Source organism: Sphingobium sp. B7D2B (assembly GCF_025961895.1).
In the GTDB taxonomy this organism is placed as follows: domain Bacteria; phylum Pseudomonadota; class Alphaproteobacteria; order Sphingomonadales; family Sphingomonadaceae; genus Sphingobium.
On record NZ_JAOQOM010000001.1, the window covers coordinates 2,770,318 to 2,794,450 of the forward strand.

Consider the following 24,133-nt stretch of genomic DNA (forward strand, 5'->3'; position numbering starts at 1 on the left):
CCTGCCCTGCCTCACGCCCCCTGCATGTTCCGACTCTCGGCGGGAATGTGAACGGTCAGCGTCTCCAGCGCGTCACTCAGCACGATTTGGCAGGAGAGCCGGCTGGTCCGGGTGGTGGAAGCCGCCAGATCGAGCATGTCCTCCTCATCCTCGCTGGCGCGGGGGAGCTTTCTGAAGTCCTCCGCGTCCACGATCACATGGCAGGTGGAGCAGGCCATCTGCCCCTCGCAGGTGCCTTCCAGCGGCTGACCGGCGGCCTGGGCCACGTCGAGCAGAATGTCGCCCGCGCTGGCCTCCACTTCCTGCACATGTTCGCCATTGGCGCTGACGAAGCGGACTAAGGTCATGCGGGCACTCCCTGTGCGTCGGCGGCCTGATTGAGCAGGCTCGCGGCTTCTTCCAGATCAGCCATGCTGGTGTAGCGCCCCATACCGATCCGCACCGAACTGCGCGCTTCTGCATCGCTGAGCCCCATGGCCTTGAGCACATGGCTCGGCCGGCCGGACCCGCTCGCGCAAGCAGACCCGAGCGAGACGGCGACGGTCCGTACATCCGATATCAGCCGCGCCGCGTCCAGCCCCGCCCGGCGGAGATTGAGATTGCCATGATAGCGCGCCTCCCCGGTGCCATTGAGGCGCCAATCCGCAAACAGCTCCAGCGCGCGCGTCCAGAGCGCCTCGACATGGGCAAGGTCGGCATAGCGGCGCTGCGCCGCCAGTTGCGCAGCCATACCGAAGCCCGCGCAGAGCATGGGTGAGAGCGTTCCCGGTCTCACCCCCTGCTCCTGCCCGCCACCATGCATGAGCGGCGGCAGGTCAAGCCCTTCCCGCAGCCACAGCGCGCCCACGCCCTTGGGGCCGTGAATCTTGTGAGCGCTGATCGCGATCAGGTCCGCCTGAGGGGTCGCCAGTCGGCCGAAACCCTGCACGGCGTCGCACAATGTCGGCACGCCAGCCGCGCGCGCGATCACGAACAGCCGGTCGAGTGGCTGCACCACGCCAATCTCGTTGTTCACCTGCATTACCGCAAGCAAGGCGGCTCGCTCGTCGATCGCCGCCTCGGCAATCTCCAGATCGACCAGCCCGTCGGCATTCACCGGCACGATTACTGGCTCGAAACCCTCGCGGCGCAAAGCCATCACCGTATCGAGCACGGCGGCATGTTCGGTCGCCACCGTTACCACCCTTCGCCGGCCCTGCGGAGCAGCCCGCGCGGCGCCGATAATGGCCATGTTCAGCGCTTCGGTCGCGCCGCTGGTGAAGATCAGGCGGCCATCCGCGCGGCCCAGCGCATCGAGGATGCGACCCCGCGCCAGCTCGACATCCGCCGCCGCGATGCGGCCGACGCGGTGCGCGCTGTTCGGATTGCCATAATGATCCATCGCGGCCACCATGGCATCCGCAACCTCCGGCGCCAGCGGCGTGGTGGCCTGGTAATCGAGGTAGATCATCGTCTTGCGTTCCCGTGCGCGATGGCCTGCCACTCAGTGAGAAAATCGTCAATGTCGGCCGCGCACGTATCATGCCCCATAGTGACACGGATCACCTCGGCGGCCTCAGCCTGCGGCCAACCCATGGCCGCCAACACATGGCTGGTGCGCAAGCTGCCCGACGAGCAGGCACTGCCCGCCGACACCGCAATCCCGGCCATGTCGAAGCGGATGAGCTGCGCTTGCGCGGACACGCCGGGCATTCGGTAGCTGGCGATAGTCGGCAAGCGCGCGGAGGCGTCCGCCACGATCTCACCGCCGGCTGCGAGAATAGCCGCGTCCATCCGCTCGCGCCAACCGGCGACGTCAGCCAACCAGTCGCGCGGAGCTTCCAGCGCCGCCGCAAAGCCTAGCGCCAGCGGCATGGCCTCGGTGCCGGCGCGGTAGCCTTGCTCCTGCCCGCCGCTTGGGCTCAGCAGCGTCAGATCCCGCACCAGAAGCGCACCAATGCCGATTGGCCCGCCCAGCTTGTGCGCGCTCAGGACGATCAGGTCCGCGCCTTGCGGCAGCGCCATCTTCCCGGCCGATTGGCTGCAATCGGCCAGCAGCAGGCCATTTTGCGCGTGGATGCACTCGGCGAACGCCTCCAGCGGCTGGATCACGCCGGTCTCGCTATTGACCTGCTGGATCGCGATCAGCGTACCCGGCGCAATGACATCGGGCAGGCACACGATCCCGTCATGATCGACCGGCATCCGGCGATCCTCCGGGATGTGGCGCAGCACAGCATCATGTTCGCTCGCCCCTGCCAGCAAGGGAGACGCCTTTGTGCGTGTCAACGCGATGGCCAGCGCCTCGCTCGCGCCGGCGGTGAACAACACACGCCCATCCCAATCCAGCGCCCGCGCCACGCGGCGGCGGGCATCCTCCAGCATGGCGCGCGCCTGACGACCGGCGGCATGCGGCGATGAGGGATTGGCCCAGGCATCGAACCCGGCCAGCATCGCAGCGCGAGCCTGCGGCAGCAGCGGTGTGGTCGCGGCATGATCGAGATAGATGCGTCGGCTCATCGCCCCTTCCCTACAGGCCCGTCGCGCCGCGGCAAATGGATTTGCCCTCTGGTGCAATCAGCCATGTTGCGGCGCAACACAGACCTGATATGCGAAGGCATGGATCCGGCCTTCGACATCATCCTTATCCTCATGGCCGTGGCGTTTCTCGCCGCGACCATCGACGCCATGGCGGGCGGCGGCGGCCTCGTCACCATTCCCGCGCTGCTGGCGGCGGGCATCCCGCCCGTGACCGCTCTGGCGACCAACAAGCTCCAGAGCAGCTTTGGCACTTGTGGCGCCGTCATCGCCTTCGCCCGGCGCGGACATATTGATTTCCGCCGCTTCGCCTTACCGGCGCTGGCGTCATTTATCGGCTCTGCGGGCGGCGCGTTTCTGGTGACGCGGATCGATTCCGGCTTTCTCTCCGCGCTGCTGCCCATGCTGCTGGTCGCGATGGTGCTCTATTTCCTCTTCTCGCCCCGGATGAGCGATGAGGACAGGCACAGCCGCTTCGGCCCGCTCGCGCTCATCGTCACAGCGGCGATCATCGGCGGCTATGACGGCTTTTTCGGGCCCGGCACCGGCTCCTTCTTCACCACCGCGCTGGTCGGCCTGTTTGGCCTGGGCCTCATCCGCGCCGTAGCCCATACCAAGCTGCTCAATTTCGCCAGCAATTTCTCCAGCGTGATCGTGTTCATCATCGGCGGGCATGTGCTCTGGATCACCGGCCTTGCCATGGCGGTTGGCAGCATCGCAGGCGGACAATTCGGCGCCTATCTCGCGATCCGCTTCGGCGCCGGAATCGCGCGGCCCCTGCTGATCGTCATGTCCCTCGCGCTCACCACCAAGCTGCTGCTGGACCCGACGAACCCCCTCACCGCCGCTGCTCTGGGCTGGTTCCGGGGCTGACGTGGGCGCTGTCACAACGCCGTTCGATCGTTGACTGTAACTCGCAATGTCGGGACAATGCTGACATGGTCTTGTCGCTCCTGATCCTTGCCGCGTCGGCCACGGTGCCCGTCACCTGCGCGCCACCAGAGGGCGCTCAACATGTCGTCTCCAACCCCACTATTCGTTGGATTCTCTTGGGTGAGGATGGACATGGCACGAAAGAAATGCCCCTCAGCATGGCTGATTGGGTCTGCGCCGCTGCCGCAACCGGCCGACCCATCATTGTCGGCGTAGAATATGCGGAGCGAAATCAGGCTGCGCTGGATGCCTATATGGCGTCGGACGGCAGCAAAGACGCCCGCCTCGCTTTGACGGACGCGCCCCTGTGGGATCCCGATTGGGCGGATGGCAAATCCTCATTCGCTATGCTCGCCTTGCTGGAGTGGCTGAGAACACAGCATCAGGCTGGCGTGATAGGCCGCGTGATCGCCTTCGAGCCAGATTTTATCGAGGACGGCGCGGACCGCGAGCGCCAAATGGCCAAGCGGCTAGAGTCTTTTTCATCGGAAGACGGCGCTTTGTTCATTGCGCTTACCGGCTCATTCCATGCCCGCAAGCGCCTGCTGGATGCCGAAACCACCCCCTACCCGCCCATGGCGACACTCTTGCCCAAAGCGCGCACGGTCAGCTTCCGCATTCAGGGCACCGGCGGCCGGAAATGGGCCTGCACAGATCTGGGTTGCGGGGAGCAAGATGCCAATCAGGCTGGCGGCGAGGTTCGAAAATTAACGATCCTTGCCACGCCGGACGGGAGCTATGATGGCGTTTACGATCTCGGCGTGCCGATGACCCCATCGCCGCCAGTGAAGCAAAAACGCTAGACCGAATTCTGCTTGTGAAGGCGCGGAGAGGGCTTCTCATGCGAACAAGTTCGATGGCGCCGTCTGCGCATTCCTCATCCCCAACCAGAAACATTGCGAAAATCGCGCTTCCGCCTATATAAGCGCCCGTCCCGCGTCGTCGGCCAGTCTCGGTCGCCCGCTCCCATTTCAAGTCTCAGGTGCCATGCCCGACGTCATTTTTCCCGGTCCCGAAGGCCGTCTCGAAGGTCGTTTCAGCCCTCCGCCCCGCCCGCGTGCGCCCGTTGCGCTGATCCTGCACCCGCACCCGCAGGGCGGCGGCACGATGAACGATCGCATCACGCAGGCGCTCTACAAGACCTTCGTGAAGCGCGGTTTTGCGACGCTGCGGTTCAATTTCCGGGGTGTCGGTCGCTCGCAGGGCGTGTTCGACAATGGCATTGGCGAGCTCTCGGATGCCGCCGCGGCGCTCGACTGGATTCAGAGCTTCCATCAGGAAGCGCAGACGACGTGGATCGCCGGTTTCTCGTTCGGTGCATGGATCTCCATGCAGCTGCTGATGCGCCGGCCGGAAGTGCGCGGCTTCATCTCGGTGGCGCCGCCCGCCAACATGTACGATTTCTCGTTCCTCGCGCCCTGCCCCGCCTCCGGCATCATCGTGCAGGGCGCGAACGACGAGGTCGTCTCCGCCGCCTCCGTGCAGAAGCTGGTCGACAAGCTGCGCACGCAGAAGGGCATCACCATCCATCATGACGAGATCCGCAACGCCAATCACTTCTTCGAGCATGAGCTCGACCAGCTGATGATGAGCGTCGACAACTATCTCGACATGCGCCTCGCCCCGGATTCGCCGATCCGCTGATGCTGATCCTCGCCGGGACCGTTCGCTTGCCGCCGGAGAACCTGCCGGCGGCGCGTCCGGTCATTGCGCGGATGGTCGCAGCCAGCCGCGCGGAGCCGGGTTGCATCGCCTACAGCTTCGCCGAGGATCTCGAGGAACCCGGTCTTCTGCGCATCTTCGAGGTCTTTCGCAACCGCGAGGCCCAGCAGGCCCATGCCGCGAGCCAGCACATGAAGGACTGGCGCGCCACATGGGAAGACCTCGGCATCGGCGACAAGCAGATCATCCATTATGAGGTTTCGGCCACCTCGGAGGGCTGACACGCGCCAGTGCGTTCACACCGTCGCGGGCGGAGTCCGGCGGCGGCGCTTCAGCACGATCAACGTGCCGGCGCTGCCGATCGTGAGCATCCCGACAATCGCCACCGGATCGGGCACATGCCGGAACACGATCCAGCCGAGCACCGTCGCCCACAGCACCTGCAGATACGTGATCGGCGCCAGCGTCGAAGCCGGGGCGTGGCGAAAGGCTGCCGTGAACAGATAATGTCCCACCCCGCCCCACAAGCCCAGCGACGCCAGCAGCGCGCCTTCCAGAAGCGTCGGCATCCGCCCCGCCCAGTAGAAGGGCGCCACCGCGCCGAAAACGAGGCTGCCCACGGCGGCACTGTAGAAGAGCAGCGCGAAGGTCTTCTCGGTCGCCGCCAGCGTGCGGGACATCAGCTGATAGGTGCCATTGAGCATGGCGGCACCCAAAGCGAGCATGACGCCCACCACATCCAGCCCGCCACCCGGCCGCGCGATCAGCACGACGCCGGCCAGCCCGAGCAACACAGCGCCCCAGCCCCGCAGCCCGACCTCTTCCCCGAGCAGCAGCCCGCCACCCAGCGCGACCAGCGTCGGCGCCAGAAACATGATCGCCGTCGCTTCACCGACCGGCATGCGGGTGAGCGCCAGCGCCATCAGCACGGAGGCGCAGGCGAGGCAGCAGCCACGCAACCAGACGAGCGCGGTGCGCGTCGTGCGCACCATCTCCCGCCCGCCGCGCGGCGCCATGACGACGAGCATCAACAAGAGGTTGCCGATGAAACGCGCCGCCACGATCACCGGCGCCGCGAAATGCGCGGTGAGCACTTTCGTGGTCGTATCCAGCGCCGCGAACAGCAGCAAAGCGGCGGCGCAGAGCAGAATTCCACGAATCGGTTGAGTGCTGGTCATCTGAATGCTCGTCGGCGACAACGCCCCCGGCGACCATGGCTGGGTGCGTCGAAAATCTTGATCTGCGCGATCCGGCTAAAGAGTGCGGGACGCCACGCGGCCCTTGCCGGGCTCAACCCTGCAGGGCCTCGACCTGCTCGGCCAATTCCAGCCAGCGCTCCTCGGCCGCATCTTTTTGCGCGCGCGCCTTTTCGATCGTCGCGCTCAACTCGGCGAAGCGCTTGGGGTTCTTGGTATAGAGATCGGGGTCGGCGAGCGCGGCTTCATCGCGCGCAATCGCCGCCTCGAGCGCCTCGATCTGCCCCGGCAGCAGATCGTAATCCCGCTGATCCTTGTAGCTGAGCTTCGCCGCCTTGGGCGGCGGTGGCGCAGCGGGTGCATCCGCCTTCGCAGCCGATCGCTTGCCCGCCGCATTGGGCTTTTGGCGCTTGGCTTCCCAGTCCGCATAGCCGCCGGCGATCACATCGATCCGGCCGGAGCCATCCAGTCCCAGAGTCACAGTCACCGTGCGGTCGAGAAAGTCGCGGTCGTGGCTGACGATCAGCACCGTGCCATCATAATCGGCGATCACCTCCTGCAGCAGGTCGAGCGTTTCCAGGTCGAGATCGTTGGTCGGCTCGTCCAGCACCAGCAGGTTGGATTCGCGCGCGAATTCGCGCGCCAGCAACAGGCGCGAGCGCTCGCCACCCGAGAGCGTGCCGATCTTCGCCTCGGCCAGCGACGGATCGAACAGAAAATCCTTGAGATAGCCGTGGACATGCTTGCGCACGCCGCGCACGTCGATCCAGTCGCCGCCCTCGGCCAGCACATCCCTCACCCTTTTGTCCGGCTGCATCAGCGAGCGCTGCTGGTCGATGACGATGCCGTCCATCGTCTTGGCCAGCGTGATCGTGCCGCTGTCCGGTTGCAGATCGCCGGTCAGCAGGCGCAGCAGCGTCGTCTTGCCGGCCCCGTTGCCGCCGACGATGCCAATACGGTCGCCGCGCTGGATGCGGATCGAGAAATCCTTGATGACCGCGCGGTCGCCGAACTGCTTGGTGACATGCTCGGCGGTGATGACGCTCTTGGTTTTGGTGTCATTGGCGGTGACCTCCAGCTTGGCGCCGCCCTGCGGGCCGATCATCGCCGCGCGCTGGGCACGCATCTCCCAGAGCTTGGCCAGCCGCCCCTGGTTGCGCTTGCGCCGTGCAGTCACGCCGCGCTCCAGCCAGTGCGCCTCGATCTTCAGCTTCGCATCGAGCTTTTCCGCAGAGCGGGCCTCGTCGGCATAGGCCTTTTCCATCCAGGCCTCGAACCCGCCAAAGCCGATCTCCTGCCGACGCAGACTGCCCCGGTCGAGCCAGAGCGTCGACCGGGTGAGGCGCGTGAGGAATGTCCGGTCGTGGCTGATGACGATGAATGCGCCATTGAAGCGCGTCAGCCAATCCTCCAGCCAGGTGATCGCGGCGATATCGAGATGGTTGGTCGGCTCGTCCAGTAGCAGGATGTCCGGCTCGCTCGCCAGTGCTCGGCAAATCGCCGCCCGGCGGCGCTCGCCACCCGATGCGGTCGATGCCGCGCGGGAGAGGTCGATGCCGAGCTGGTCCGCAATCGCCTCAACCTCATGCGCAGCCGGCGCCTTCGCGCCGGACGTCGCGAAATCGTGCAGCGTCGCGAAGGCGGAGACGTCCGGGTCCTGCTCCAGCATCACCACATGCCGCCCCGGCACGACCGAGCGCTTGCCTTCGTCCGGCTCCACCGTGCCGGCAATCAGCTTGAGCAGCGTGGTCTTGCCGGCCCCGTTGCGGCCGATCAGCGCCAGGCGATCACGCTCGCCGACATGAATGTCCAGACCACGGAACAGCCAGCCGGCGCCTTGGATGAGACCGAGATTTTCGAAGGATAGAAGTGGCGGGGCCATGGCAAGGCGCTAAAACAGATGCAGGCGGCGGGAGCAAGGGCTGAGGCGCCAGATGAACGGGAAGAAACTCGATGGGTCAGGATGCGTTCAGAAGCTTCAGCCCATTTCTATGGCCATCACACAAAAGGGAAAATGTTCCATGCGTCGTTTGCCAATTCTGCTCGCTGCAACTGCCGCTCTCATGACGCCGGCGATCGTCTCGGCCCAGCCGCAACCGCCGGCACCCCAGGCTGCCAAGGGCCCGCTGCTGAGCCTGAGCGTCAGTGAATCGGTGAACAGCGCGCCGGATATGGCGACCATCAACACCGGCGTGCAGACCCGCGCGATGTCAGCGAAGGATGCGATGGCGCAGAATGCCACCCAGATGGACAAGCTGATCGCTGCGCTTGTGAAGGCTGGCATCGCCCGCAAGGACATCCAGACCAGCGGCATCAACCTCAACCCGCAATATGATTATAGCGACCGCACAGATGGCAAAGGTCCGCGCTTCATCGGCTATGAAGCCAGCAACCAGCTCACTGTCGCGGTCCGCAAGCTGGATAGCGCAGGCGATCTGATCGACTCGCTGGTCGCCGCCGGGGCGACCAACATCAACGGCCCGAGCTTTGGCATTGCCGAGCCGGACAAGCTGCTCGATCAGGCCCGCACCAAGGCGCTGAAAACCGCGCAGGCTCGCGCAAACCTGTATGCGCAGGCGACCGGCTTCCGCACCGCGCGCCTGGTGAGCATCTCCGAAGGTGGCGGTTTCGCGCCGCCGCCGATGCCGATGATGGCTATGCGCGACTCTGCTGCAGCGGCACCGCAGACCAAGATCGAGCCCGGTGAGATCGCCACCTCGATTTCCCTCAACGTCCAGTATATGCTGGAACCCTGAACGGGGGACAGATGGGACATTCAGCGCTTGTTCAATGCTTGATGGCTAACACGGCATCATGAAACATCTTTCATCCTCTCTTCTGCTCGGCGGGCTGATGGCACTGGCGGCCACCAGCCTCCCCGTTTCGGCGCAGAGCTTTGCGCGGGGCGATGACCAGCGGGCGGCGCGGCGCGCCATGCTCGATGGTGAGGTGATGCCGTTTTCGATCATCAAGCGTCGTGTCGAGCGCGAGATCAGCGACGCCCAATATGTCGGCGTCGCCCCATCCGTTCGCGAAGGCGTGTACCGGATGCAGTTCCTCCAGCAGGATGGCAAGGTCATCTGGGTTGATGTGGACGGCAAGACCGGCAATATCATCGGACGGACGCGCTGATCCGGCCGGATCGCCTGCGCACGCTCCCTCATTCGGAAAGGAAAAGCCATGCGTCTGCTGATCGTCGAAGATGAGCCGACCTTGGGCAAACAGCTCAAGTCCACGCTCGAAGGCGTCGGCTATGCCGTGGACCTCGCGACCGATGGCGAGGACGGCCATTTCCTCGGATCAACCGAGAGCTATGACGCGATCATCCTGGATCTGGGCCTGCCGGAAATCGACGGCCTCACTGTGCTCGACCGCTGGCGCAAGGAAGGCTCGGCGGTGCCGGTGCTCGTGCTGACGGCGCGGGACAGCTGGTCGGACAAGGTTGCCGGGCTGGATGCCGGAGCAGACGATTATCTCGCCAAGCCGTTCCAGAGCGAGGAACTGATCGCCCGCCTGCGCGCGCTTATTCGCCGCTCTTCCGGCAACGCCTCGTCGGAACTCATTGCCGGTAGCGTGCGCCTCGATACCCGCTCGGGCAAGGTCACGCTGAACGGCGAGCCGGTGAAGCTGACCGCGCAGGAATATAAGCTGCTCTCCTATCTGATGCACCACAAGGGCAAGGTGGTGAGCCGCACGGAACTGATCGAGCATATTTACGATCAGGATTTCGACCGCGATTCCAACACCATCGAAGTGTTCGTCACGCGCATCCGCAAGAAGCTGGGTGCCGATGTGATCTCCACCATTCGCGGTCTGGGCTACAGCCTGGAGGACCCCGCTGGCTGAACCGGCGCCGCACGATGCGGAGACGGCGCCCCCGCCAGCCTCCAGCCGCAGTACCGGATCGCTCAGTCGCCGCATTCTCGGCATCTCGGCCATCTGGATCGGCCTGCTGTTGCTCGGCGGCGCGCTGGCGCTCGACCGGGTGCTGGTGAGCACCGTCACGCGCACCTTCGATGACGGCTTGTCCTATGTGCTGACCGCCATGATCTCCTCGGCGGAGATCGGCCCGGAAGGCGAAGTACTGTTCAACCGCCCGCTGGCCGACCAGCGGTTTCTGGAGCCGGCAAGCGGGCTCTATTACCAGATCAGCGGTCAGGGCCATGAAGACTGGCGCTCCCGCTCGCTCTGGGACCGCGCGATCCGCGTCACGCCGGGCATGACCACCAATCCCGGCGAGGGGATGGACAGCAACCAGTTCCCCGACGAGCCACTGCGCCTGATGGCTCGCACCGTAATCCTGCCGGGCAGCAATACGCGGTGGATTTTCATCGTCGCGCAGGCCCGCGAGGGCCTGGACGCGCAGATCCACGCGCTGCGGGCTACGCTGTTCAACAGCTTCGTCATTCTGGGCGTCGGGCTGATCATATTGGCCGGCTTGCAGGTGTTTTTCGGCCTGCGTCCGCTGCGCCATATCCGCCGCGAAATCGCGCGCATGCGGGATGGCGAGAAGAGCCGCGTAACCGTGCCCCTGCCCCGGGAGGTCCAGCCGCTGGTCGAGGAATTGAACGCGCTGCTCGCCCATAACGAGCAGCAGGCGGAGGAAGCCCGCCGCCACGCCGGCAATCTCGCCCACGCGCTTAAGACGCCGCTGACGGTCGTGATGAACGCCGCGACGGCCCAGTCGCCCGACCTCGCCACCACGGTGGTGCGGGAAACCGGGACGATGCGCCGCCAGATCGACCACCATCTTGCCCGCGCCCGTGCCCTCGGCCGGCGCGGCGCGGCGCAGAGCCGCACATTGGTGTGGCCGAGCCTCGAAGCGGTGGAGCGCGCCGTCGAGCGCCTCTACCCGGACGTCCGCATTGACCGCGACGGCGCGCAGACGGCCGTCGTCCGCGTCGAGCGGCAGGATCTGGACGAGCTGCTCGGCAATCTGGTCGAGAATGCCGCCAAATATGGCGGTGGCAGCGTGTTCGTCACCGTGGTGCAGAGCACGCCCTGGGTCGACATTCTCGTGGAGGACGACGGCATGGGCATTCCCGAGGCCGCGCGCGAACGCATCTTCGATCGCGGCGTGCGGCTGGATAGCGGCAAGCCCGGCACCGGCCTTGGCCTCGCCATCGTGCGCGATGTCGCGGAAATCTACGGTGGCTCCGTCACGCTGGACGAGAGCGAGGATCTGGGCGGCCTGATGGTGCGCCTGCGCCTGCCGGCCGGATAAGGCCTCACACGCCGAAGGATTGCAGGATCGGGCACAGCCCTTCTTCGGAACGGGCACAGGTCCGCGCGAGTTGGCGTAGCGAGGCGCGCGCAGCTTCGAGTTGCGCGATCTTTTCATCGAGCTGGACCAGCCGCTCTTCCGCCAGAGCGCGCGCGCGGGCACGATCCTGCCCCGCGTCCAGCGACAACAGCGTGCGGATTTCCTCCAGCGTAAAGCCGGCCTGCTGCGCCGCCCGAATGAAGCGCAGCCGCCGAACATCCTCCTCGCCATAGCGCCTTATGCCCCCGGACAAGTCATTGCCGGCCTGCTTCTCAGGCGTGGGGAGCAAGTTCTTGCGCTGATAGAAGCGGATCGTCTCGACCCCCACGCCGCCGGCTTTCGCCAGACCCGAAATGCTCATCGCTGCCATGCTTGACTCCGTACCGTGGTACAGACCCTATATGGGGTGCATGGACTTCTCAGCAAGGATGAGCGTCAATGCCTGAACCCCGCGCCACGAGCAGCCGTAAGGCCGTTCTCCATCGGTTGGTGATGCCCGGCCACATCTGCCCCTATGGCCTCAAGGCGCTGCACCTGCTGCGCAGCAAAGGCTATGATGTCGAGGATCGCTGGATCGAAACGCGCGAACAACAGGAGGCGTTCAAGGCCGAGCATTATGTGACCACGACGCCGCAGGTGTTCATCGACGGTCAGCGGATCGGTGGCCATGATGACTTGCGCCGCTTCCTGGGCCTGAGCGTCAAAGATCCGAACGCGACGAGCTATACGCCTGTTCTGGTCGTGTTCGCTGTCGCGGCGCTGATCGCGCTGACGATCGATCTGTTGACGGCCGCGCCGCTGCTCAGCCTGCTCACCCTCGAGCGCTTCATCTCTGTGACGATGATCCTGCTGGCGATGCTCAAGCTGCAGGATGTGGATCGGTTCGCGACCATGTTCCTGGGCTATGATCTGCTGGCCCGAAAATGGGTGCCCTATGCCTCAATCTATCCGTTCGCCCAATTGGGCGCCGGCGTGCTGATGCTCGCGGGGGCCCTGCCCTGGCTCTCGGTACCAGTCGCCGCGTTCATCGGCGGCATCGGCGCGGTGTCTATCTACAAGGCCGTCTATGTGGAGAAACGCAGCCTCAAATGTGCCTGCGTCGGCGGCGGGACCAATGTGCCGCTCGGCTTCGTGTCGTTGACCGAAGACCTGTTCATGGTCGCCATGCCCCTGTGGATGGGCCTCAATGCCTGGCTGCTACCCGGCGCGCCGATGTAAAGGCGCGGTTGCCGGGCGCCGCTGTTCAGCGCCCGGCCCGAACCGTCTCTTACTTGCCGCGCTTCTTGCGGTGGCTCTCCAGATCGAGAACGTCGTTCTCAAGGCCCTCGGGCAGCAGGCCAAGGCGGCGGGCGACCTCCTGATAGGCCTCGACCTCGCCGCCCAGATCGCGGCGGAAGCGGTCCTTGTCCAGCTTCTCGTTGGTGGCCATATCCCACAGCCGGCAGCCATCCGGGCTGATCTCGTCGGCCAGGATGATGCGCGAGAAATCGCCATCCCAGATGCGGCCGAACTCCAGCTTGAAGTCGACCAGACGGATGCCGATGCCGGCGAACAAGCCGCTCATGAAGTCGTTCACGCGGATCGCCATGTCGGCGATGTCGTGCATCTCTTCCTGGCTCGCCCAACCGAAGCAGGCGATATGCTCTTCGGTGATCAGCGGATCGCCGAGCGCATCATCCTTGTAATAATATTCGATGAGCGTGCGGGGGAGCTGCGTGCCCTCCTCAATGCCCAGCCGCGTGGAGAGAGAGCCAGCGGCGACATTGCGCACCACGACCTCGATCGGCACGATCTCCACCTGACGAATGAGCTGCTCGCGCATGTTCAGCCGCTTGATGAAGTGGGTGGGCACGCCGATGTTCGCGAGCAGCGTGAAGACATGCTCGGAAATCCGGTTGTTCAGCACGCCCTTGCCGGAGATCGTCCCCTTCTTCTGCGCATTGAAGGCAGTCGCATCGTCCTTGAAATACTGGATCAGCGTGCCGGGCTCGGGACCTTCATAAAGGATCTTCGCCTTGCCCTCATAAATCTGGCGACGACGGGACATGTGCGGGTGCCTACTCATCAGTTGTAAAAATCAAGGCCCCGGCGGCGCGAATCAGCGAGGATCAGCGGACACCGGGGCTCTTCCCAAGCGCATAGCGCAAGGCACATGGCAGTGCAATTTTCAGACGAACCGAGCCGAGCTGGCCCGCTCGCCGCTTGCCGGGCATGGCGCCGGAACATATAAAGAACATATGAAACAGGAGACGATCACGGAACGCTTGGCGATCCTTGCGGATGCCGCCAAATATGATGCCTCCTGCGCATCGTCCGGCACGGCCAAGCGCAACAGTCGCGACGGCAAGGGGATCGGCTCGACCGAAGGCATGGGCATCTGCCATGCCTATGCGCCGGATGGGCGCTGCATCTCGCTGCTCAAGATTCTGCTCACCAATCATTGCATCTTTGACTGCCATTATTGCGTCAACCGCAAGAGCTCGAATGTGCGTCGTGCGCGGTTCACGGCACAGGAAGTCGTCGAGCTGACGCTCAACTTCTACCGGCGCAATTATATTGAGGGGCTATTCCTTTCCTCCGGCATCATCAAATCTGCCGACCATACGATGGAGCAACTGATCGAGGTCGCCCGTGCCTTGCGGGAGGATCATGGCTTCAAGGGCTATATCCACCTCAAGACCATTCCCGAGGCCGATCGCGCGCTGGTCGAGCAAGCGGGCCTGTGGGCGGATCGCGTCTCAATCAATGTCGAACTGCCGACTGAGCGCGGTCTGACCGATCTGGCGCCGGACAAGAATGGCGGGCAGATCGAAGGGGCCATGGCGCGGCTCGGTTCGGCCATGGTCGAGGCGAAGGATGCGCGCAAACGCTTCAAGCATGCGCCGATGTTCGCGCCCGCCGGCCAATCTACCCAGATGATCGTCGGCGCGGACGGCGCCAGCGACACGCAGATCATCGGCCGGGCCAGCGAATTGTACGACCGCCATCGCCTGCGCCGCGTCTATTATTCCGCCTTCAGCCCGATCCCCGATGCCAGCGCCGTTCTGCCGCTCAAGCGACCACCACTGATGCGCGAGCATCGGCTCTATCAATCCGACTGGCTGATCCGCTTCTACGGATTTTCGACAAGCGAGGTGCAGACCGCGACGGACGATGACGGGATGCTGGCGCTCGACATCGACCCCAAGCTGGCCTGGGCCTTGCGGCACCGGCAGGATTTTCCGGTCGACATCAATCTGGCATCGCGCGAGAAGCTGTTGCGCGTGCCAGGACTGGGCACGCGGGCCGTGGCTGCCATCCTGCAAGCCCGCCGCCATCATCGTCTCCGGCTGGATGATCTCGCCCGGCTCACCCGCACGGTCACCAAATTGCGGCCGTTCATCGTCACGGCCGACTGGCGCCCGACAGGCTTGATCGACACGGCAAACCTGCGCGCCCGACTGGCCCCGCCGCCCCGCCAGATGGAACTGTTCGGGTGAAGCCGGCCCAGCTCCGAGATCAGCCGGCGCTGTTCAATGCCGAACTGGAGGATGCCCATGATTTCGAAACATGGCGCGATCTGGCCCGCGCCCTGGTCTCGCAGGGCGTCGCTCCAGAGCATATCCGCTGGTCAGCGGCATTGGACGGCGCGCGGGATTTGTTCGCGTCCAAAGACACGCCCGAGCCGGCTCCATCACCCCGCCCGGTCACGGCCAACAAGCGCTTCATCGAGTTGGCCCGCAAGGTGATCCTGCACAGCTCGGATACACGGTTGGCGCTGCTCTATCGCCTGTTGTGGCGCCTGCAAAGCGACCCGCACCTGCTTGAAAAGACGAGCGATGCCGATGTGCACGCCCTCACGCAGTTGGAGCGGCAGGTGCGCCGCGACATTCACAAGATGCGGGCGTTCGTGCGGTTTCGGTTGGCCCATGATCCTGATGGAACGGATCGCTACGTCGCCTGGTTCGAGCCGGATCACGCGATCGTGCGCGCCAATGCCCCGTTTTTCCTCAACCGGTTTGCAAGCCAGCGCTGGTCCATCCTGACGCCCGATCTCAGCCTGCATTGGGATGGCACCCAACTTGCGGAGGGGCCGAGCGCCGACGCCCGGGATGCCCCCGGCGAAGACGAGATCGAAGGGCTTTGGCAGCGTTATTATGCCTCCATCTTCAACCCTGCCCGGCTCAAGGTGGCGATGATGGTGAAGGAAATGCCTCGACGCTACTGGAAGAACCTGCCGGAAGCCGCATTGATCCCTGCGTTGATTGCCGGCGCGCAGGCCCGCGAGGCTCAGATGGTCGATCAAGGCGCCGATCCCTTCCAGCGCCCGCCCCCGACGTCCCTCGGCGAGATTGCCGAGGGCATCTCGACCTGCACGGCCTGCCCGATCGGCTGCAACGGCACGCGCGCAGTCGCTGGCGAAGGGCCCGGCAACGCGCGGCTGATGATTGTGGGCGAGCAGCCGGGCGATTTCGAAGAGCAGCAGGGCCGGCCTTTTGTCGGCCCGGCGGGGCAGTTGCTCGACGGGCATCTTGAGACGGCTGGGTTCGATCGTCCCGAGATCCGGCTGACCAACGCCGTCAAACATTTCAAATTCGAGCAACGCGGCAAGCGTCGTCTCCACCAGAACCCGACCGCCGGGGAGATCGACCATTGCCGCTGGTGGCTCGATGCCGAAAGACGGATCGTTCAGCCAACGATCGTGCTAGCCTTAGGCGCGAGCGCAGGACGCGCCCTGCTGGGCCGAACACCCAGCATCGCCAAGGAGCGCGGCCAACCCTATCAGCTCGCGGACGGCAGCCAGCTCTGGCTGAGCGCCCATCCCAGCTATCTGCTGCGCCTGAGCGGCGAGGCGCAAGCGCGGGAACAGAATTTGTTCGCCCGCGATCTGGCGGCGGTCCGCGTGGCGCTGCAAGGTTGATGAGTGCAAGAGACGCGGTGCGACGGCCGCTGATGTTGCGCACAGGCCTGCGGAGATCACTTGGAATAAAAGGGGAGCAGAGAGCCATCGAACTGACCATCTCCCGATCGCAGCGAACGCAAGTACAGGCCGAAATCGGGAACGACGGAGCAGAGAGGCGCGCGCCATCGGTACTGTGCTCAATTGTAAATGGCGGAGAGGGTGGGATTCGAACCCACGGTACGGTTGCCCGTACACCGCATTTCGAGTGCGGCGCATTCGACCACTCTGCCACCTCTCCGCAGAGGTTTTCGCGTCGCAGTGCCCTGAATGAGAGCGCCGCTGCGGTAGTCGAGCGCGCGCTGTTAGCGGATGATCGGGGCTTTGCCAAGCAGTCGGTGCGGGAAAACTTGCACTCGGTGCCGGCGACACTAAATCTGTCTCATGAATCAAGCCCAAGCCCGCAAGTCATTCTCTTCCGTGACGCACATTCCGACGATCAGTGCCGCCCATCGCGTGTCGCACGCGCATTTCGGCATTGGGGAGAAGGTCCGGCACCGCCTGCTGGGGTTTCGCGGGGTTGTGTTCGATATCGATCCGGTCTTTTCCAACAGCGAGGAATGGTATGAGGCCATTCCCGAGGCGATGCGGCCGGAGCGGGACCAGCCTTTCTACCATCTGTTCGCGGACAATGGTGAAGCGACCTATGTCGCTTATGTGAGCCAGCAGAATCTAGTGGCCGACGGAACGGACGAGCCGATCGATCATCCGGCTGTCACCGCCTTGTTCGGCGAGCATCGCGGCGGGCATTATGCGCTCGACCCGAGCTACTGGCACTGAATGAAGGTGCCCCGCTCGCCAGCCGGGCCGTAGCTATCGATCAGGATTTGATGCGCCACCCCTGCCGTAGCCCGATATAGCACACAACTGCCAGCACGAGGTTGAGCGCGAGCAGGAGCGCCGCGCCGACCGCGATGGGCGAATCGGCCGCGGCGAGAAAGCCATAGCGGAAGCCCGAAATCGCGTAGAAAAACGGATTGACGTGGCTGATCGCCCGCATGATCGGCGAGACATGATCCATCGAGTAGAAGGTGCCGGAGAGCAGCGAGAGCGGCGCGACGAGAAAGTTGGTGACGGCTGCGGCATGATCGAACTTTTCTGCCCAGATCCCGGTGAGAATGCCGAGGAAGCCCAGCATCGCCGAGCCGGCAATGCCGAAATAGACGACGGCCCAGAGATGATGCGGGGCCACATGGACGCCCGGCCAGGCCAGCATCGCCAGCCAGATGGCGCCACCGACAAAGGCCGCACGGGTCACCGAGGCCGCGACGAGGGCGAACAGCAGTTCCCCGGCGGAGAAAGGCGGCATGAGATAATCGACGATGGTCCCCTGCAGCTTGCCGGCGAGCACCACGGTGGCGGTATTCTGGAAGCTGTTCTGCACCATCGCCATGATGATGAGGCCGGGCGCCACGAAATCAGCGAAGGGCACGCCCATCACCATCAGGCCGCCACGCCCCAGCGCGACGGTGAAGATGATCAGGAACAACAGGCTGGTAAGCGCCGGCCCCCAGATCGTCTGCAGATGCACCTTGAGGAAGCGGCGGACTTCCTTGAGGTAGAGCGCCTTCATCCCGGACCAGTTGACGCCGTGGATGGCGGGAACGCCCGGTTCATGACGAATGAGCGGTTGGGTGTGCGAGGAAGCAGGTTCGGCCATGAAACTGCCCTATCGCGTCCCACCCGCAGCAGCAATGGCACAGCGATACTGTGCCGCCCGGCTTTGTCGATGACAGGCCGTTTGACCTTTGGGCCATGGATGCCCATATGACCCGATCATTTGAAGGAATAGGCATGTCCTGGACAGACGAACGCATCGATCAGCTCCGGCAGATGTGGGAGCGCGGCATGACTGCGAGCCAGATCGCTGAAGAGCTGGGCGGCGTGAGCCGCAACGCCGTGATCGGCAAGGCGCACCGCCTTGGCCTGCAGTCGCGCCCCTCCCCCGTGAAGGCGGCGGACTCCAGCCGCGCTGCCGCGCCGCAAAGCCGCAAGGCCGCGCCTCCGCCGGCACCCGCCGCACCCAAGGTGGAAGCCGCGCCGGCACCCGAGCCGCGCATCGCAAAGCCGCAGCCCAAGGCGCCGCCGGTGGTGGAAGCACGGCCGCAGCCGCCCGTCGCGGCCCAGCCTGCTGCCGACGCACCGCCGCCGCCTCCCCAGCCCCGGATCGTCTCGGTTGGCCCCGGCGGCTTCCTGCGGCAGGGCCCGGGCGAGATGCAGCAGCCGATTCCGCCGGCACCGCCGCGCCGGCTGGTTCCGGCCAAGCCCAGCCCGGAAATCGCAGACAAGACCAGCCTGCTCGATCTCAACGAGAAGATCTGCAAATGGCCGATGGGCCATCCGGGCGAGCCGGACTTCCACTTCTGCGGTGAGAAGGTGAACCCCGGCTTCCCTTATTGCGTGGAGCATTGCGGGCGGGCCTATCAGGCGCAGCTGCCGCGTGGCACGCGCCGTCCGCCGCCGCCCATGCCTTATGGCGGCCCGCGGGTGCGCTGAGGCATAAAGCGATGACAAAAAAGGGGCCGGTTTCGGCCCCTTTTCTATATCTGGCATTCCAGTGCGACATACACCCTCCCGCCTTATGAAGCGGGAGGGCGCAATCGATCTTAGAAGCGGAAGCTCGCCGTCGCGCGAACGGTGTGATGATCGAACACATCGTTGGTGCGCTGGATGTCGGTGAAGCCAGCCGGCGTGATCACAAACGGGTTCGTCAGCGAGGGCGGCGTGCCCTGGCCGGCGCGAACCGTGTAGCCATCCGTGTTGAAGCGGGTGTAGCGATACTGCACGCCGATCGAGAAGTTCTGGCTCACGCGCTGCTCGATGCCGCCGCCAGCGGTCCAGCCCCACTCGTCCGCGCTTTCGTTGGACTCGGTGAAGGTGTTGAACGTGTTGGTGGTGGCGAAGTTGTTCTTGATCTTGGCGTAAGCAACACCACCGGTGCCGTAGATCAGCGTGCCGGTGCCGAGTGCCAGACCGGCGCGCAGACGGGCGTTGGCATCCCAGTCAATCCGGCGCGACAGCACATAGCTGGCGGGAGTGGTGCTGAAGCCGCTGACCGAGTTACCGATCATCGTGCGACCGCCTTCGATCACGGCACCGACGACGAAGTTGCCCATCTGCATGTCATAACCGGCATGGACACCCCAAGCGACGCGACGATCCTTGTCGCCGGCACAGGAGCCGGGCGTAGCACCAAGCGCGCGGCCGCGGCAGAAGCCGGGAGCAAAGGCATTGCCGGGGACAGCCGTGGAAACGGTGTCGCCGTAATTGCCGTCATTGTTGGTGTCGAAGGTCAGCGTCTCGAGGGTGTCGCGGTCATAATTGGGCTGCCAGGCCATGCCGAGCGAGCCACCGACATACGGACCGGTCCAATCACCCGCGCCATCCTGCGCCAGAGCCGGAGCGGCCAGCAGGCCTGCCATGGCGGTGGTGAGCGAAATGAGAGCGATCTTCTTCATACAGTAAATCTCCTGCCTCTGAACTGGCTGGCCGCAATACGTTCACCCCCTCGAATTGGTTTCGCGAACTCGCTCACAAAATTCTGTTAACCACGACACCTGTCTCTTTTTTGTAACGCTTTGGCCGCGAATATTGCTGCCAGATGAACGAAACGGTCGCGATTATTGATTTTGCGTACTTCGTTGCTCACAAAGCGGTCTGCATCTGCAGGCTATTCTATTGCATTTGGCCGCGGTGCGGCGCTGCGATGATCGATCCGCTAGAGCGCTCGGGCGCCGACATGGTTCCACCGCCCGCCCGATAAGATCACGCCGCTTGCGCCGGTGACTCCGCTGGCCCTATAGTTCCCGCATGTCCGACAACCTGTTCGACCAGAACATCGCCCGCACCACCGAAAGCTACGACGCCTCCGCCATCGAGGTGCTGGAGGGGCTGGAGCCGGTCCGTCGCCGCCCCGGCATGTATATCGGGGGCACGGATGAGCGCGCCCTGCACCATCTCGCCTCCGAAGTGCTCGATAATGCGATGGACGAAGCGGTCGCCGGCCACGCCACCCGCATCGAGGTGACGCTGGAGGCGGGCAATCGGCTGACGATCATCGACAATGGCCGTGGCATCCCAGTGGACCCGCACCCCAAATTCCCCGGCAAGTCGGCGCTGGAGGTCATCCTCACCACGCTGCACTCGGGCGGCAAATTCTCGGACAAGGCCTATGCGACCTCGGGCGGCCTGCATGGCGTCGGCATCAGCGTGGTCAACGCGCTGTCCGTCGACACCGAGATCGAGGTGGCGCGCAATCGCGAACTGTTCCGCCAGCGCTTCTCCAAGGGGCACCCTGTGGGTCCGCTGGAGAAGGTGGGCGCGGCGCCCAATCGACGTGGCACCAGCGTCAGCTTCACGCCGGATAGCGAGATTTTCGGCGAACTGAAGTTCAAGCCCTCCCGGCTGCACCGCCTCGCCCGCTCCAAGGCCTATCTCTTTGCCGGTGTGGAAATCCGCTGGAAATGCGATCCGGCCATCATCACGGATGACACACCCGCCGAGGCGGTGTTCCAGTTCCCCGGCGGCCTGTCCGATCATCTGCGTGAGCAGCTGGGCAATCGCGAATGCGCGACAGCGGAGTTCTTCCGCGGCACGCAGGATTTCCCGGACGGTGTCGGGCGCGTGGAATGGGCCATCGCCTGGCCGCTCTGGTCCGACGGTTCCACCAGCTGGTACTGCAACACCATCCCCACCCCGGACGGCGGCACGCACGAGACCGGGCTGCGCGGCGCGGTCACCAAGGGCATCCGCGCCTTTGGCGAGCTGGTCGGGCAGAAGAAGGCGAAGGACATCCAGACGGACGACATCATGTCCGGCTGCGAACTGATGCTCAGCGTGTTCATCCGCGATCCTCAATTCCAGAGCCAGACCAAGGACCGGCTGACCAGTCCTGAAGCTGCGCGGCTGGTGGAAGCGGCCATGCGCGACCATTTCGACCATTTCCTCACCGACAATATGGACCGGGGCAAGGCGCTGCTCGGCCATGTGCTGGAGCGGATGGACGAGCGCCTGCGCCGCAAGCAGGAAAAGGAAATCAAGCGCAAGACGGCGACCTCCGGCCGCAAGGTCCGCCTGCCGGGCAAGCTGACCGACTGCTCGTCCGATGACCCCGAGGGCACTGAACTGTTCATCGTGGAAGGCGACAGCGCCGGCGGCAGCGCTAAGCAGGCGCGTGATCGCAAGACGCAGGCGATCCTGCCGATCCGCGGCAAAATCCTGAACGTCGCCTCGGCCACCTCTGCCAAGATCCTCGCCAATCAGGAAATCGCGGACCTGATCCTCGCCATCGGCTGCGGCACCCGCAAGGACTGCAACCCGGACAATCTGCGCTATGAGCGCATCGTCATCATGACCGACGCCGATGTCGATGGCGCGCATATCGCCACCTTGCTGATGACCTTCTTCTTCCAGGAGATGCCGGAGCTTGTGCGCCGGGGCCATCTCTACCTCGCCCAGCCGCCGCTCTACCGCCTCGTGGCGGGCGGCAAGAGCTGGTATGCGGCGGACGATGCCGCGCTCGCCAAACTGCGCAGCGGCGAGCTCAAAGGCAAGAAGCTGGAGGTCAGCCGCTTCAAGGGCCTGGGCGAGATGAACCCCATGCAGCTGCGCGAGACCACCATGGACCCCAAGAAGCGCAAGATGATCCGCATCACCCTGCCGCAGGAATATGAGGAACGCGCGGGCGTGAAGGATCTGGTGGACCGGCTGATGGGCACCAATCCCGCGCATCGCTTCGCGTTCATTCAGGAGAATGCCGCGCAGGTCGATGAGGATGTCATCGACGCCTGAGCCGGGCGAGCCCACGGAATTCGCGCCTGAAACCGCCCGTAACGGGAGCGTTATCCCGCGCCTCGCGTTTCCCTACCAAGCAGTCGGGAGACATATGTGCGCACTGGAATTTTTGGATCATCGTTGCTGGCGGTCGCGCTGCTTCTTTCAGGTTGCGATAAAACAAAGGACAATCAGGATCAGGCCGGCGTCGCGCTGGAAGACATGCAGTGGAGCGACGAGGCAACCGATCAACTGACCGAAGCGCTGGCCCAGCGCGCCGCCCATGGACTGGACCAGAAGGATTTCGGCCTCGCCGGCTCGGGTGAAAAGGCCGACAAGACCCAGCTCACCAAGGCCGCGCTCGCTTATGCGCAGGCACTGGCTCGCGGCGCGACTGACCCGACCAAGCTGTATGAAATCTATACCGTCCCCCGCCCCTCGCCCGACCTTCGCGCTGGGCTTGCGCAGGCCTTGCGGGAGGGCAGGGTCGGCGCGTGGCTGGCCAGCCTCGCGCCGCAGGATGCAAGCTATCGCAAACTGTCCGAGACCTATCTGGCGCTGCGCAAGCAAGGCAATGGCCCCAGCACCGAAATTCCGGCAACCAGCGCGCCGCTCAAGCCCGGTGAGAGCGATCCCCGCATCCCGGCCATAGCCCGGCAGCTCGTTGCGACGGGTTATCTCGACAAGGCGAATGCCAGCACGGACACGCGCTACACCCCGGCAATCGCCGCCGCCGTGCGGGCCATGCAGGCGGACTATGGCATCGCGACCGACGGGGTGATCGGGGATGATGCGCTGAAGATCATCAACCTGTCAGACGCTGACCGCGCCCGCGCCATCGCGGTGAACATGGAGCGGATGCGCTGGCTCGAACGCACGCCGCCTGCGACGCGCATCGATGTGAACATTGCGGCGGCCCGGCAGAGCTACTGGCGCGACGGTAAGCTGGCCGATGTGCGCCGGGTGATCGTGGGCGAACCGGACCATGAAACGCCGATGCTCGGATCGCCCATCTATCGCCTCGTCGCCAACCCGACCTGGACCGTGCCCCGCTCTATCGAAGAGAGGGAACTGGCCGGCAAGGGCGCAGACTATCTCCGCCGCAACAACATGGCGCGGAAGGACGGCTGGATCGTCCAGCAGCCCGGGCCGAAGAATTCGCTCGGGCTCGTCAAATTCGACATGAAGAACGATCACGCCATCTACCTGCACGACACGCCGGCCAAGCAACTGTTCGATGACGTACAGCGCCAGCGGAGCCATGGCTGCGTGCGCGTGCAGGATGCGCTTGGCTTTGCCGATATGATTGCGCGGGACGAAGGCGTGACGACCGAATGGCAAAAGGCACGCGAAACCGGCAAGGAGAGCTTTGTCCCCCTGCCCCGCGAAATCCCGGTGCGGCTGCTCTACCAGACCGTGATCTTCGACGATGCCGGCGAGCCGGTGGTCCGCGACGATCCTTATGGGTGGAACAACCCCGTCGCCGCCGCACTTGGCTTCGGCTCGGGGTCGGAACGGCGGGTGCGGGGCGATCGCGGCGATATTGGGCCGTGATCCACTTGGTGCCGGGCGGTTTAGGCTAATCCTCCACCCGGCGCCGGCCCGGCCGCAGCAGATAGCGCCACACCCCGACAAGGTTGATGACGAGCAGCACGATGTTCTGCACGCCGATGCCTTCGCTCTCCGGCTGGAGGAAACCCCAGCCGATAAGCGCCATGGAACTGGTGACGAAAATCACCATCGCCCAGCCCGTCCACAGCCGGCCGAGATTGAGCGACACGATGAGCGCGGCCAGCGTCGCCGCGGCCGCGCCATAATATTGTAAGGCTGTCAGCAAGCCGTCAGACATGC

Annotated in this window: 25 protein-coding genes and 1 tRNA gene; 15 read left to right on the plus strand and 11 right to left on the minus strand. The window is 64.7% G+C overall.

The window, feature by feature from the left end; translation table 11 throughout:
• Positions 1-11: 11 nt before the first annotated feature.
• From M2341_RS12840 to M2341_RS12850, 3 genes are read right to left on the minus strand one after another with little or no spacing between them, the layout of a single operon-like run.
• Positions 12-347, minus strand: coding sequence for a 2Fe-2S iron-sulfur cluster-binding protein (locus M2341_RS12840; protein WP_264585505.1), 336 nt, complete (start codon positions 345-347; stop codon positions 12-14).
• A complete protein-coding gene (locus tag M2341_RS12845; protein ID WP_264585506.1) occupies positions 344-1,450 on the minus strand; it encodes a cysteine desulfurase family protein in 1,107 nt (368 codons plus the stop codon). Before M2341_RS12845 ends, M2341_RS12840 begins: the two co-directional genes overlap by 4 nt.
• A complete protein-coding gene (locus tag M2341_RS12850; protein WP_264585507.1) occupies positions 1,447-2,499 on the minus strand; it encodes a cysteine desulfurase family protein in 1,053 nt (350 codons plus the stop codon). Before M2341_RS12850 ends, M2341_RS12845 begins: the two co-directional genes overlap by 4 nt.
• A gap of 99 nt (positions 2,500-2,598) precedes the next feature.
• On the opposite strand from M2341_RS12850, the gene M2341_RS12855 reads away from it, so the two are divergent.
• The 4 genes from M2341_RS12855 (at position 2,599) to M2341_RS12870 (ending at position 5,393) form a co-directional block, all read left to right on the plus strand.
• A complete protein-coding gene (locus M2341_RS12855) occupies positions 2,599-3,390 on the plus strand; it encodes a TSUP family transporter (protein WP_264585508.1) in 792 nt (263 codons plus the stop codon).
• A gap of 218 nt (positions 3,391-3,608) precedes the next feature.
• A complete protein-coding gene (locus M2341_RS12860; protein ID WP_264585509.1) occupies positions 3,609-4,253 on the plus strand; it encodes a hypothetical protein in 645 nt (214 codons plus the stop codon).
• A 184-nt stretch (positions 4,254-4,437) separates the two neighbouring features.
• Entirely contained in the window at positions 4,438-5,094 is a 657-nt protein-coding gene (locus M2341_RS12865) for an alpha/beta hydrolase (RefSeq protein ID WP_264585510.1), read from the plus strand.
• Positions 5,094-5,393, plus strand: a complete 300-nt coding sequence (locus M2341_RS12870; protein ID WP_264585511.1) for a putative quinol monooxygenase — start codon at positions 5,094-5,096, stop codon at positions 5,391-5,393. The genes M2341_RS12865 and M2341_RS12870 overlap by 1 nt, the downstream gene beginning before the upstream one ends.
• A 15-nt stretch (positions 5,394-5,408) precedes the next feature.
• Here M2341_RS12870 and M2341_RS12875 read toward each other — a convergent pair whose 3' ends face one another.
• Entirely contained in the window at positions 5,409-6,290 is an 882-nt protein-coding gene (locus M2341_RS12875; protein ID WP_264585512.1) for a DMT family transporter, read from the minus strand.
• A gap of 112 nt (positions 6,291-6,402) precedes the next feature.
• Positions 6,403-8,190 carry an ABC-F family ATP-binding cassette domain-containing protein gene (locus M2341_RS12880; protein ID WP_264585513.1) on the minus strand — a complete coding sequence of 596 codons (1,788 nt, stop codon included), beginning with the start codon at positions 8,188-8,190 and terminating at the stop codon, positions 6,403-6,405.
• A gap of 139 nt (positions 8,191-8,329) precedes the next feature.
• On the opposite strand from M2341_RS12880, the gene M2341_RS12885 reads away from it, so the two are divergent.
• The 4 genes from M2341_RS12885 to M2341_RS12900 all read left to right on the plus strand — a co-directional run bounded on the left by M2341_RS12885 (position 8,330) and on the right by M2341_RS12900 (position 11,532).
• Positions 8,330-9,064: an SIMPL domain-containing protein gene (locus tag M2341_RS12885; protein WP_264573336.1), complete on the plus strand. Its 735-nt coding sequence runs from the start codon at positions 8,330-8,332 to the stop codon at positions 9,062-9,064.
• A gap of 58 nt (positions 9,065-9,122) precedes the next feature.
• Entirely contained in the window at positions 9,123-9,440 is a 318-nt protein-coding gene (locus tag M2341_RS12890; protein ID WP_181560280.1) for a hypothetical protein, read from the plus strand.
• Positions 9,441-9,488: 48 nt separating this feature from the next.
• On the plus strand, positions 9,489-10,154 hold the full coding sequence (locus M2341_RS12895) for a response regulator transcription factor (RefSeq protein ID WP_181560281.1): 666 nt from the start codon (positions 9,489-9,491) through the stop codon (positions 10,152-10,154).
• Positions 10,155-10,227: 73 nt separating this feature from the next.
• Complete coding sequence (locus M2341_RS12900) at positions 10,228-11,532, plus strand: sensor histidine kinase (RefSeq protein ID WP_181561478.1); 1,305 nt, start codon at positions 10,228-10,230, stop codon at positions 11,530-11,532.
• Between the two features lie 4 nt (positions 11,533-11,536).
• On the opposite strand, the gene M2341_RS12905 is transcribed toward M2341_RS12900, so the two are convergent.
• Positions 11,537-11,941 (minus strand): MerR family transcriptional regulator, encoded by a 405-nt coding sequence (locus M2341_RS12905; protein WP_264585514.1) that lies wholly within the window; start codon positions 11,939-11,941, stop codon positions 11,537-11,539.
• 68 nt (positions 11,942-12,009) lie between these two features.
• Here M2341_RS12905 and M2341_RS12910 point away from each other — a divergent pair, with 68 nt between their 5' ends.
• Complete coding sequence (locus M2341_RS12910) at positions 12,010-12,789, plus strand: glutaredoxin (protein ID WP_264585515.1); 780 nt, start codon at positions 12,010-12,012, stop codon at positions 12,787-12,789.
• A gap of 49 nt (positions 12,790-12,838) precedes the next feature.
• Here the strand turns inward: M2341_RS12910 and purC are convergent, their stop codons facing one another.
• A complete protein-coding gene (gene purC / locus M2341_RS12915; protein WP_181560284.1) occupies positions 12,839-13,618 on the minus strand; it encodes a phosphoribosylaminoimidazolesuccinocarboxamide synthase in 780 nt (259 codons plus the stop codon).
• A 190-nt stretch (positions 13,619-13,808) separates the two neighbouring features.
• Here purC and M2341_RS12920 point away from each other — a divergent pair, with 190 nt between their 5' ends.
• Both M2341_RS12920 and M2341_RS12925 read left to right on the plus strand, forming a co-directional pair.
• A complete protein-coding gene (locus M2341_RS12920; protein ID WP_264585516.1) occupies positions 13,809-15,050 on the plus strand; it encodes a putative DNA modification/repair radical SAM protein in 1,242 nt (413 codons plus the stop codon).
• Complete coding sequence (locus M2341_RS12925; RefSeq protein ID WP_413715527.1) at positions 15,047-16,471, plus strand: UdgX family uracil-DNA binding protein; 1,425 nt, start codon at positions 15,047-15,049, stop codon at positions 16,469-16,471. The genes M2341_RS12920 and M2341_RS12925 overlap by 4 nt, the downstream gene beginning before the upstream one ends.
• A 190-nt stretch (positions 16,472-16,661) precedes the next feature.
• Here M2341_RS12925 and M2341_RS12930 read toward each other — a convergent pair.
• Positions 16,662-16,751: transfer RNA gene (locus tag M2341_RS12930), tRNA-Ser, on the minus strand.
• Between the two features lie 143 nt (positions 16,752-16,894).
• On the opposite strand from M2341_RS12930, the gene hspQ reads away from it, so the two are divergent.
• Positions 16,895-17,290, plus strand: coding sequence for a heat shock protein HspQ (gene hspQ / locus M2341_RS12935; RefSeq protein ID WP_264571004.1), 396 nt, complete (start codon positions 16,895-16,897; stop codon positions 17,288-17,290).
• Positions 17,291-17,330: 40 nt separating this feature from the next.
• Here the strand turns inward: hspQ and M2341_RS12940 are convergent, their stop codons facing one another.
• Positions 17,331-18,170 carry an ABC transporter permease gene (locus M2341_RS12940; protein WP_264585517.1) on the minus strand — a complete coding sequence of 280 codons (840 nt, stop codon included), beginning with the start codon at positions 18,168-18,170 and terminating at the stop codon, positions 17,331-17,333.
• A 134-nt stretch (positions 18,171-18,304) separates the two neighbouring features.
• On the opposite strand from M2341_RS12940, the gene M2341_RS12945 reads away from it, so the two are divergent.
• The gene (locus M2341_RS12945; RefSeq protein ID WP_181560304.1) at positions 18,305-19,006 is read left to right on the plus strand and encodes a GcrA family cell cycle regulator; all 702 of its coding nucleotides are present in this window, start codon (positions 18,305-18,307) and stop codon (positions 19,004-19,006) included.
• A gap of 110 nt (positions 19,007-19,116) precedes the next feature.
• On the opposite strand, the gene M2341_RS12950 is transcribed toward M2341_RS12945, so the two are convergent.
• Positions 19,117-19,968, minus strand: a complete 852-nt coding sequence (locus tag M2341_RS12950) for an outer membrane protein (RefSeq protein ID WP_264585518.1) — start codon at positions 19,966-19,968, stop codon at positions 19,117-19,119.
• A 352-nt stretch (positions 19,969-20,320) separates the two neighbouring features.
• Here M2341_RS12950 and parE point away from each other — a divergent pair, with 352 nt between their 5' ends.
• Positions 20,321-22,300, plus strand: coding sequence for a DNA topoisomerase IV subunit B (gene parE, locus M2341_RS12955; protein ID WP_264585519.1), 1,980 nt, complete (start codon positions 20,321-20,323; stop codon positions 22,298-22,300).
• 96 nt (positions 22,301-22,396) lie between these two features.
• Positions 22,397-23,836: a L,D-transpeptidase family protein gene (locus tag M2341_RS12960; RefSeq protein ID WP_264585520.1), complete on the plus strand. Its 1,440-nt coding sequence runs from the start codon at positions 22,397-22,399 to the stop codon at positions 23,834-23,836.
• A 25-nt stretch (positions 23,837-23,861) separates the two neighbouring features.
• On the opposite strand, the gene M2341_RS12965 is transcribed toward M2341_RS12960, so the two are convergent.
• Positions 23,862-24,131, minus strand: coding sequence for a hypothetical protein (locus tag M2341_RS12965; protein ID WP_264579518.1), 270 nt, complete (start codon positions 24,129-24,131; stop codon positions 23,862-23,864).
• Positions 24,132-24,133 lie beyond the last annotated feature (2 nt).

Excerpts from the sequence above, each read along its gene's own strand:
- M2341_RS12840 (WP_264585505.1), bottom strand. The coding sequence starts at position 347 with ATGACCTTAGTCCGCTTCGTCAGCGCCAATGGCGAACATGTGCAGGAA.
- M2341_RS12845 (WP_264585506.1), bottom strand. The coding sequence starts at position 1,450 with ATGATCTACCTCGATTACCAGGCCACCACGCCGCTGGCGCCGGAGGTT.
- M2341_RS12850 (WP_264585507.1), bottom strand. The coding sequence starts at position 2,499 with ATGAGCCGACGCATCTATCTCGATCATGCCGCGACCACACCGCTGCTG.
- M2341_RS12855 (WP_264585508.1), top strand. The coding sequence starts at position 2,599 with ATGGATCCGGCCTTCGACATCATCCTTATCCTCATGGCCGTGGCGTTT.
- M2341_RS12860 (WP_264585509.1), top strand. The coding sequence starts at position 3,609 with ATGGCTGATTGGGTCTGCGCCGCTGCCGCAACCGGCCGACCCATCATT.
- M2341_RS12865 (WP_264585510.1), top strand. The coding sequence starts at position 4,438 with ATGCCCGACGTCATTTTTCCCGGTCCCGAAGGCCGTCTCGAAGGTCGT.
- M2341_RS12870 (WP_264585511.1), top strand. The coding sequence starts at position 5,094 with ATGCTGATCCTCGCCGGGACCGTTCGCTTGCCGCCGGAGAACCTGCCG.
- M2341_RS12875 (WP_264585512.1), bottom strand. The coding sequence starts at position 6,290 with ATGACCAGCACTCAACCGATTCGTGGAATTCTGCTCTGCGCCGCCGCT.
- M2341_RS12880 (WP_264585513.1), bottom strand. The coding sequence starts at position 8,190 with ATGGCCCCGCCACTTCTATCCTTCGAAAATCTCGGTCTCATCCAAGGC.
- M2341_RS12885 (WP_264573336.1), top strand. The coding sequence starts at position 8,330 with ATGCGTCGTTTGCCAATTCTGCTCGCTGCAACTGCCGCTCTCATGACG.
- M2341_RS12890 (WP_181560280.1), top strand. The coding sequence starts at position 9,123 with ATGAAACATCTTTCATCCTCTCTTCTGCTCGGCGGGCTGATGGCACTG.
- M2341_RS12895 (WP_181560281.1), top strand. The coding sequence starts at position 9,489 with ATGCGTCTGCTGATCGTCGAAGATGAGCCGACCTTGGGCAAACAGCTC.
- M2341_RS12905 (WP_264585514.1), bottom strand. The coding sequence starts at position 11,941 with ATGGCAGCGATGAGCATTTCGGGTCTGGCGAAAGCCGGCGGCGTGGGG.
- M2341_RS12910 (WP_264585515.1), top strand. The coding sequence starts at position 12,010 with ATGCCTGAACCCCGCGCCACGAGCAGCCGTAAGGCCGTTCTCCATCGG.
- purC (WP_181560284.1), bottom strand. The coding sequence starts at position 13,618 with ATGTCCCGTCGTCGCCAGATTTATGAGGGCAAGGCGAAGATCCTTTAT.
- M2341_RS12920 (WP_264585516.1), top strand. The coding sequence starts at position 13,809 with ATGAAACAGGAGACGATCACGGAACGCTTGGCGATCCTTGCGGATGCC.
- hspQ (WP_264571004.1), top strand. The coding sequence starts at position 16,895 with ATGAATCAAGCCCAAGCCCGCAAGTCATTCTCTTCCGTGACGCACATT.
- M2341_RS12940 (WP_264585517.1), bottom strand. The coding sequence starts at position 18,170 with ATGGCCGAACCTGCTTCCTCGCACACCCAACCGCTCATTCGTCATGAA.
- M2341_RS12945 (WP_181560304.1), top strand. The coding sequence starts at position 18,305 with ATGTCCTGGACAGACGAACGCATCGATCAGCTCCGGCAGATGTGGGAG.
- M2341_RS12950 (WP_264585518.1), bottom strand. The coding sequence starts at position 19,968 with ATGAAGAAGATCGCTCTCATTTCGCTCACCACCGCCATGGCAGGCCTG.
- parE (WP_264585519.1), top strand. The coding sequence starts at position 20,321 with ATGTCCGACAACCTGTTCGACCAGAACATCGCCCGCACCACCGAAAGC.
- M2341_RS12965 (WP_264579518.1), bottom strand. The coding sequence starts at position 24,131 with ATGTCTGACGGCTTGCTGACAGCCTTACAATATTATGGCGCGGCCGCG.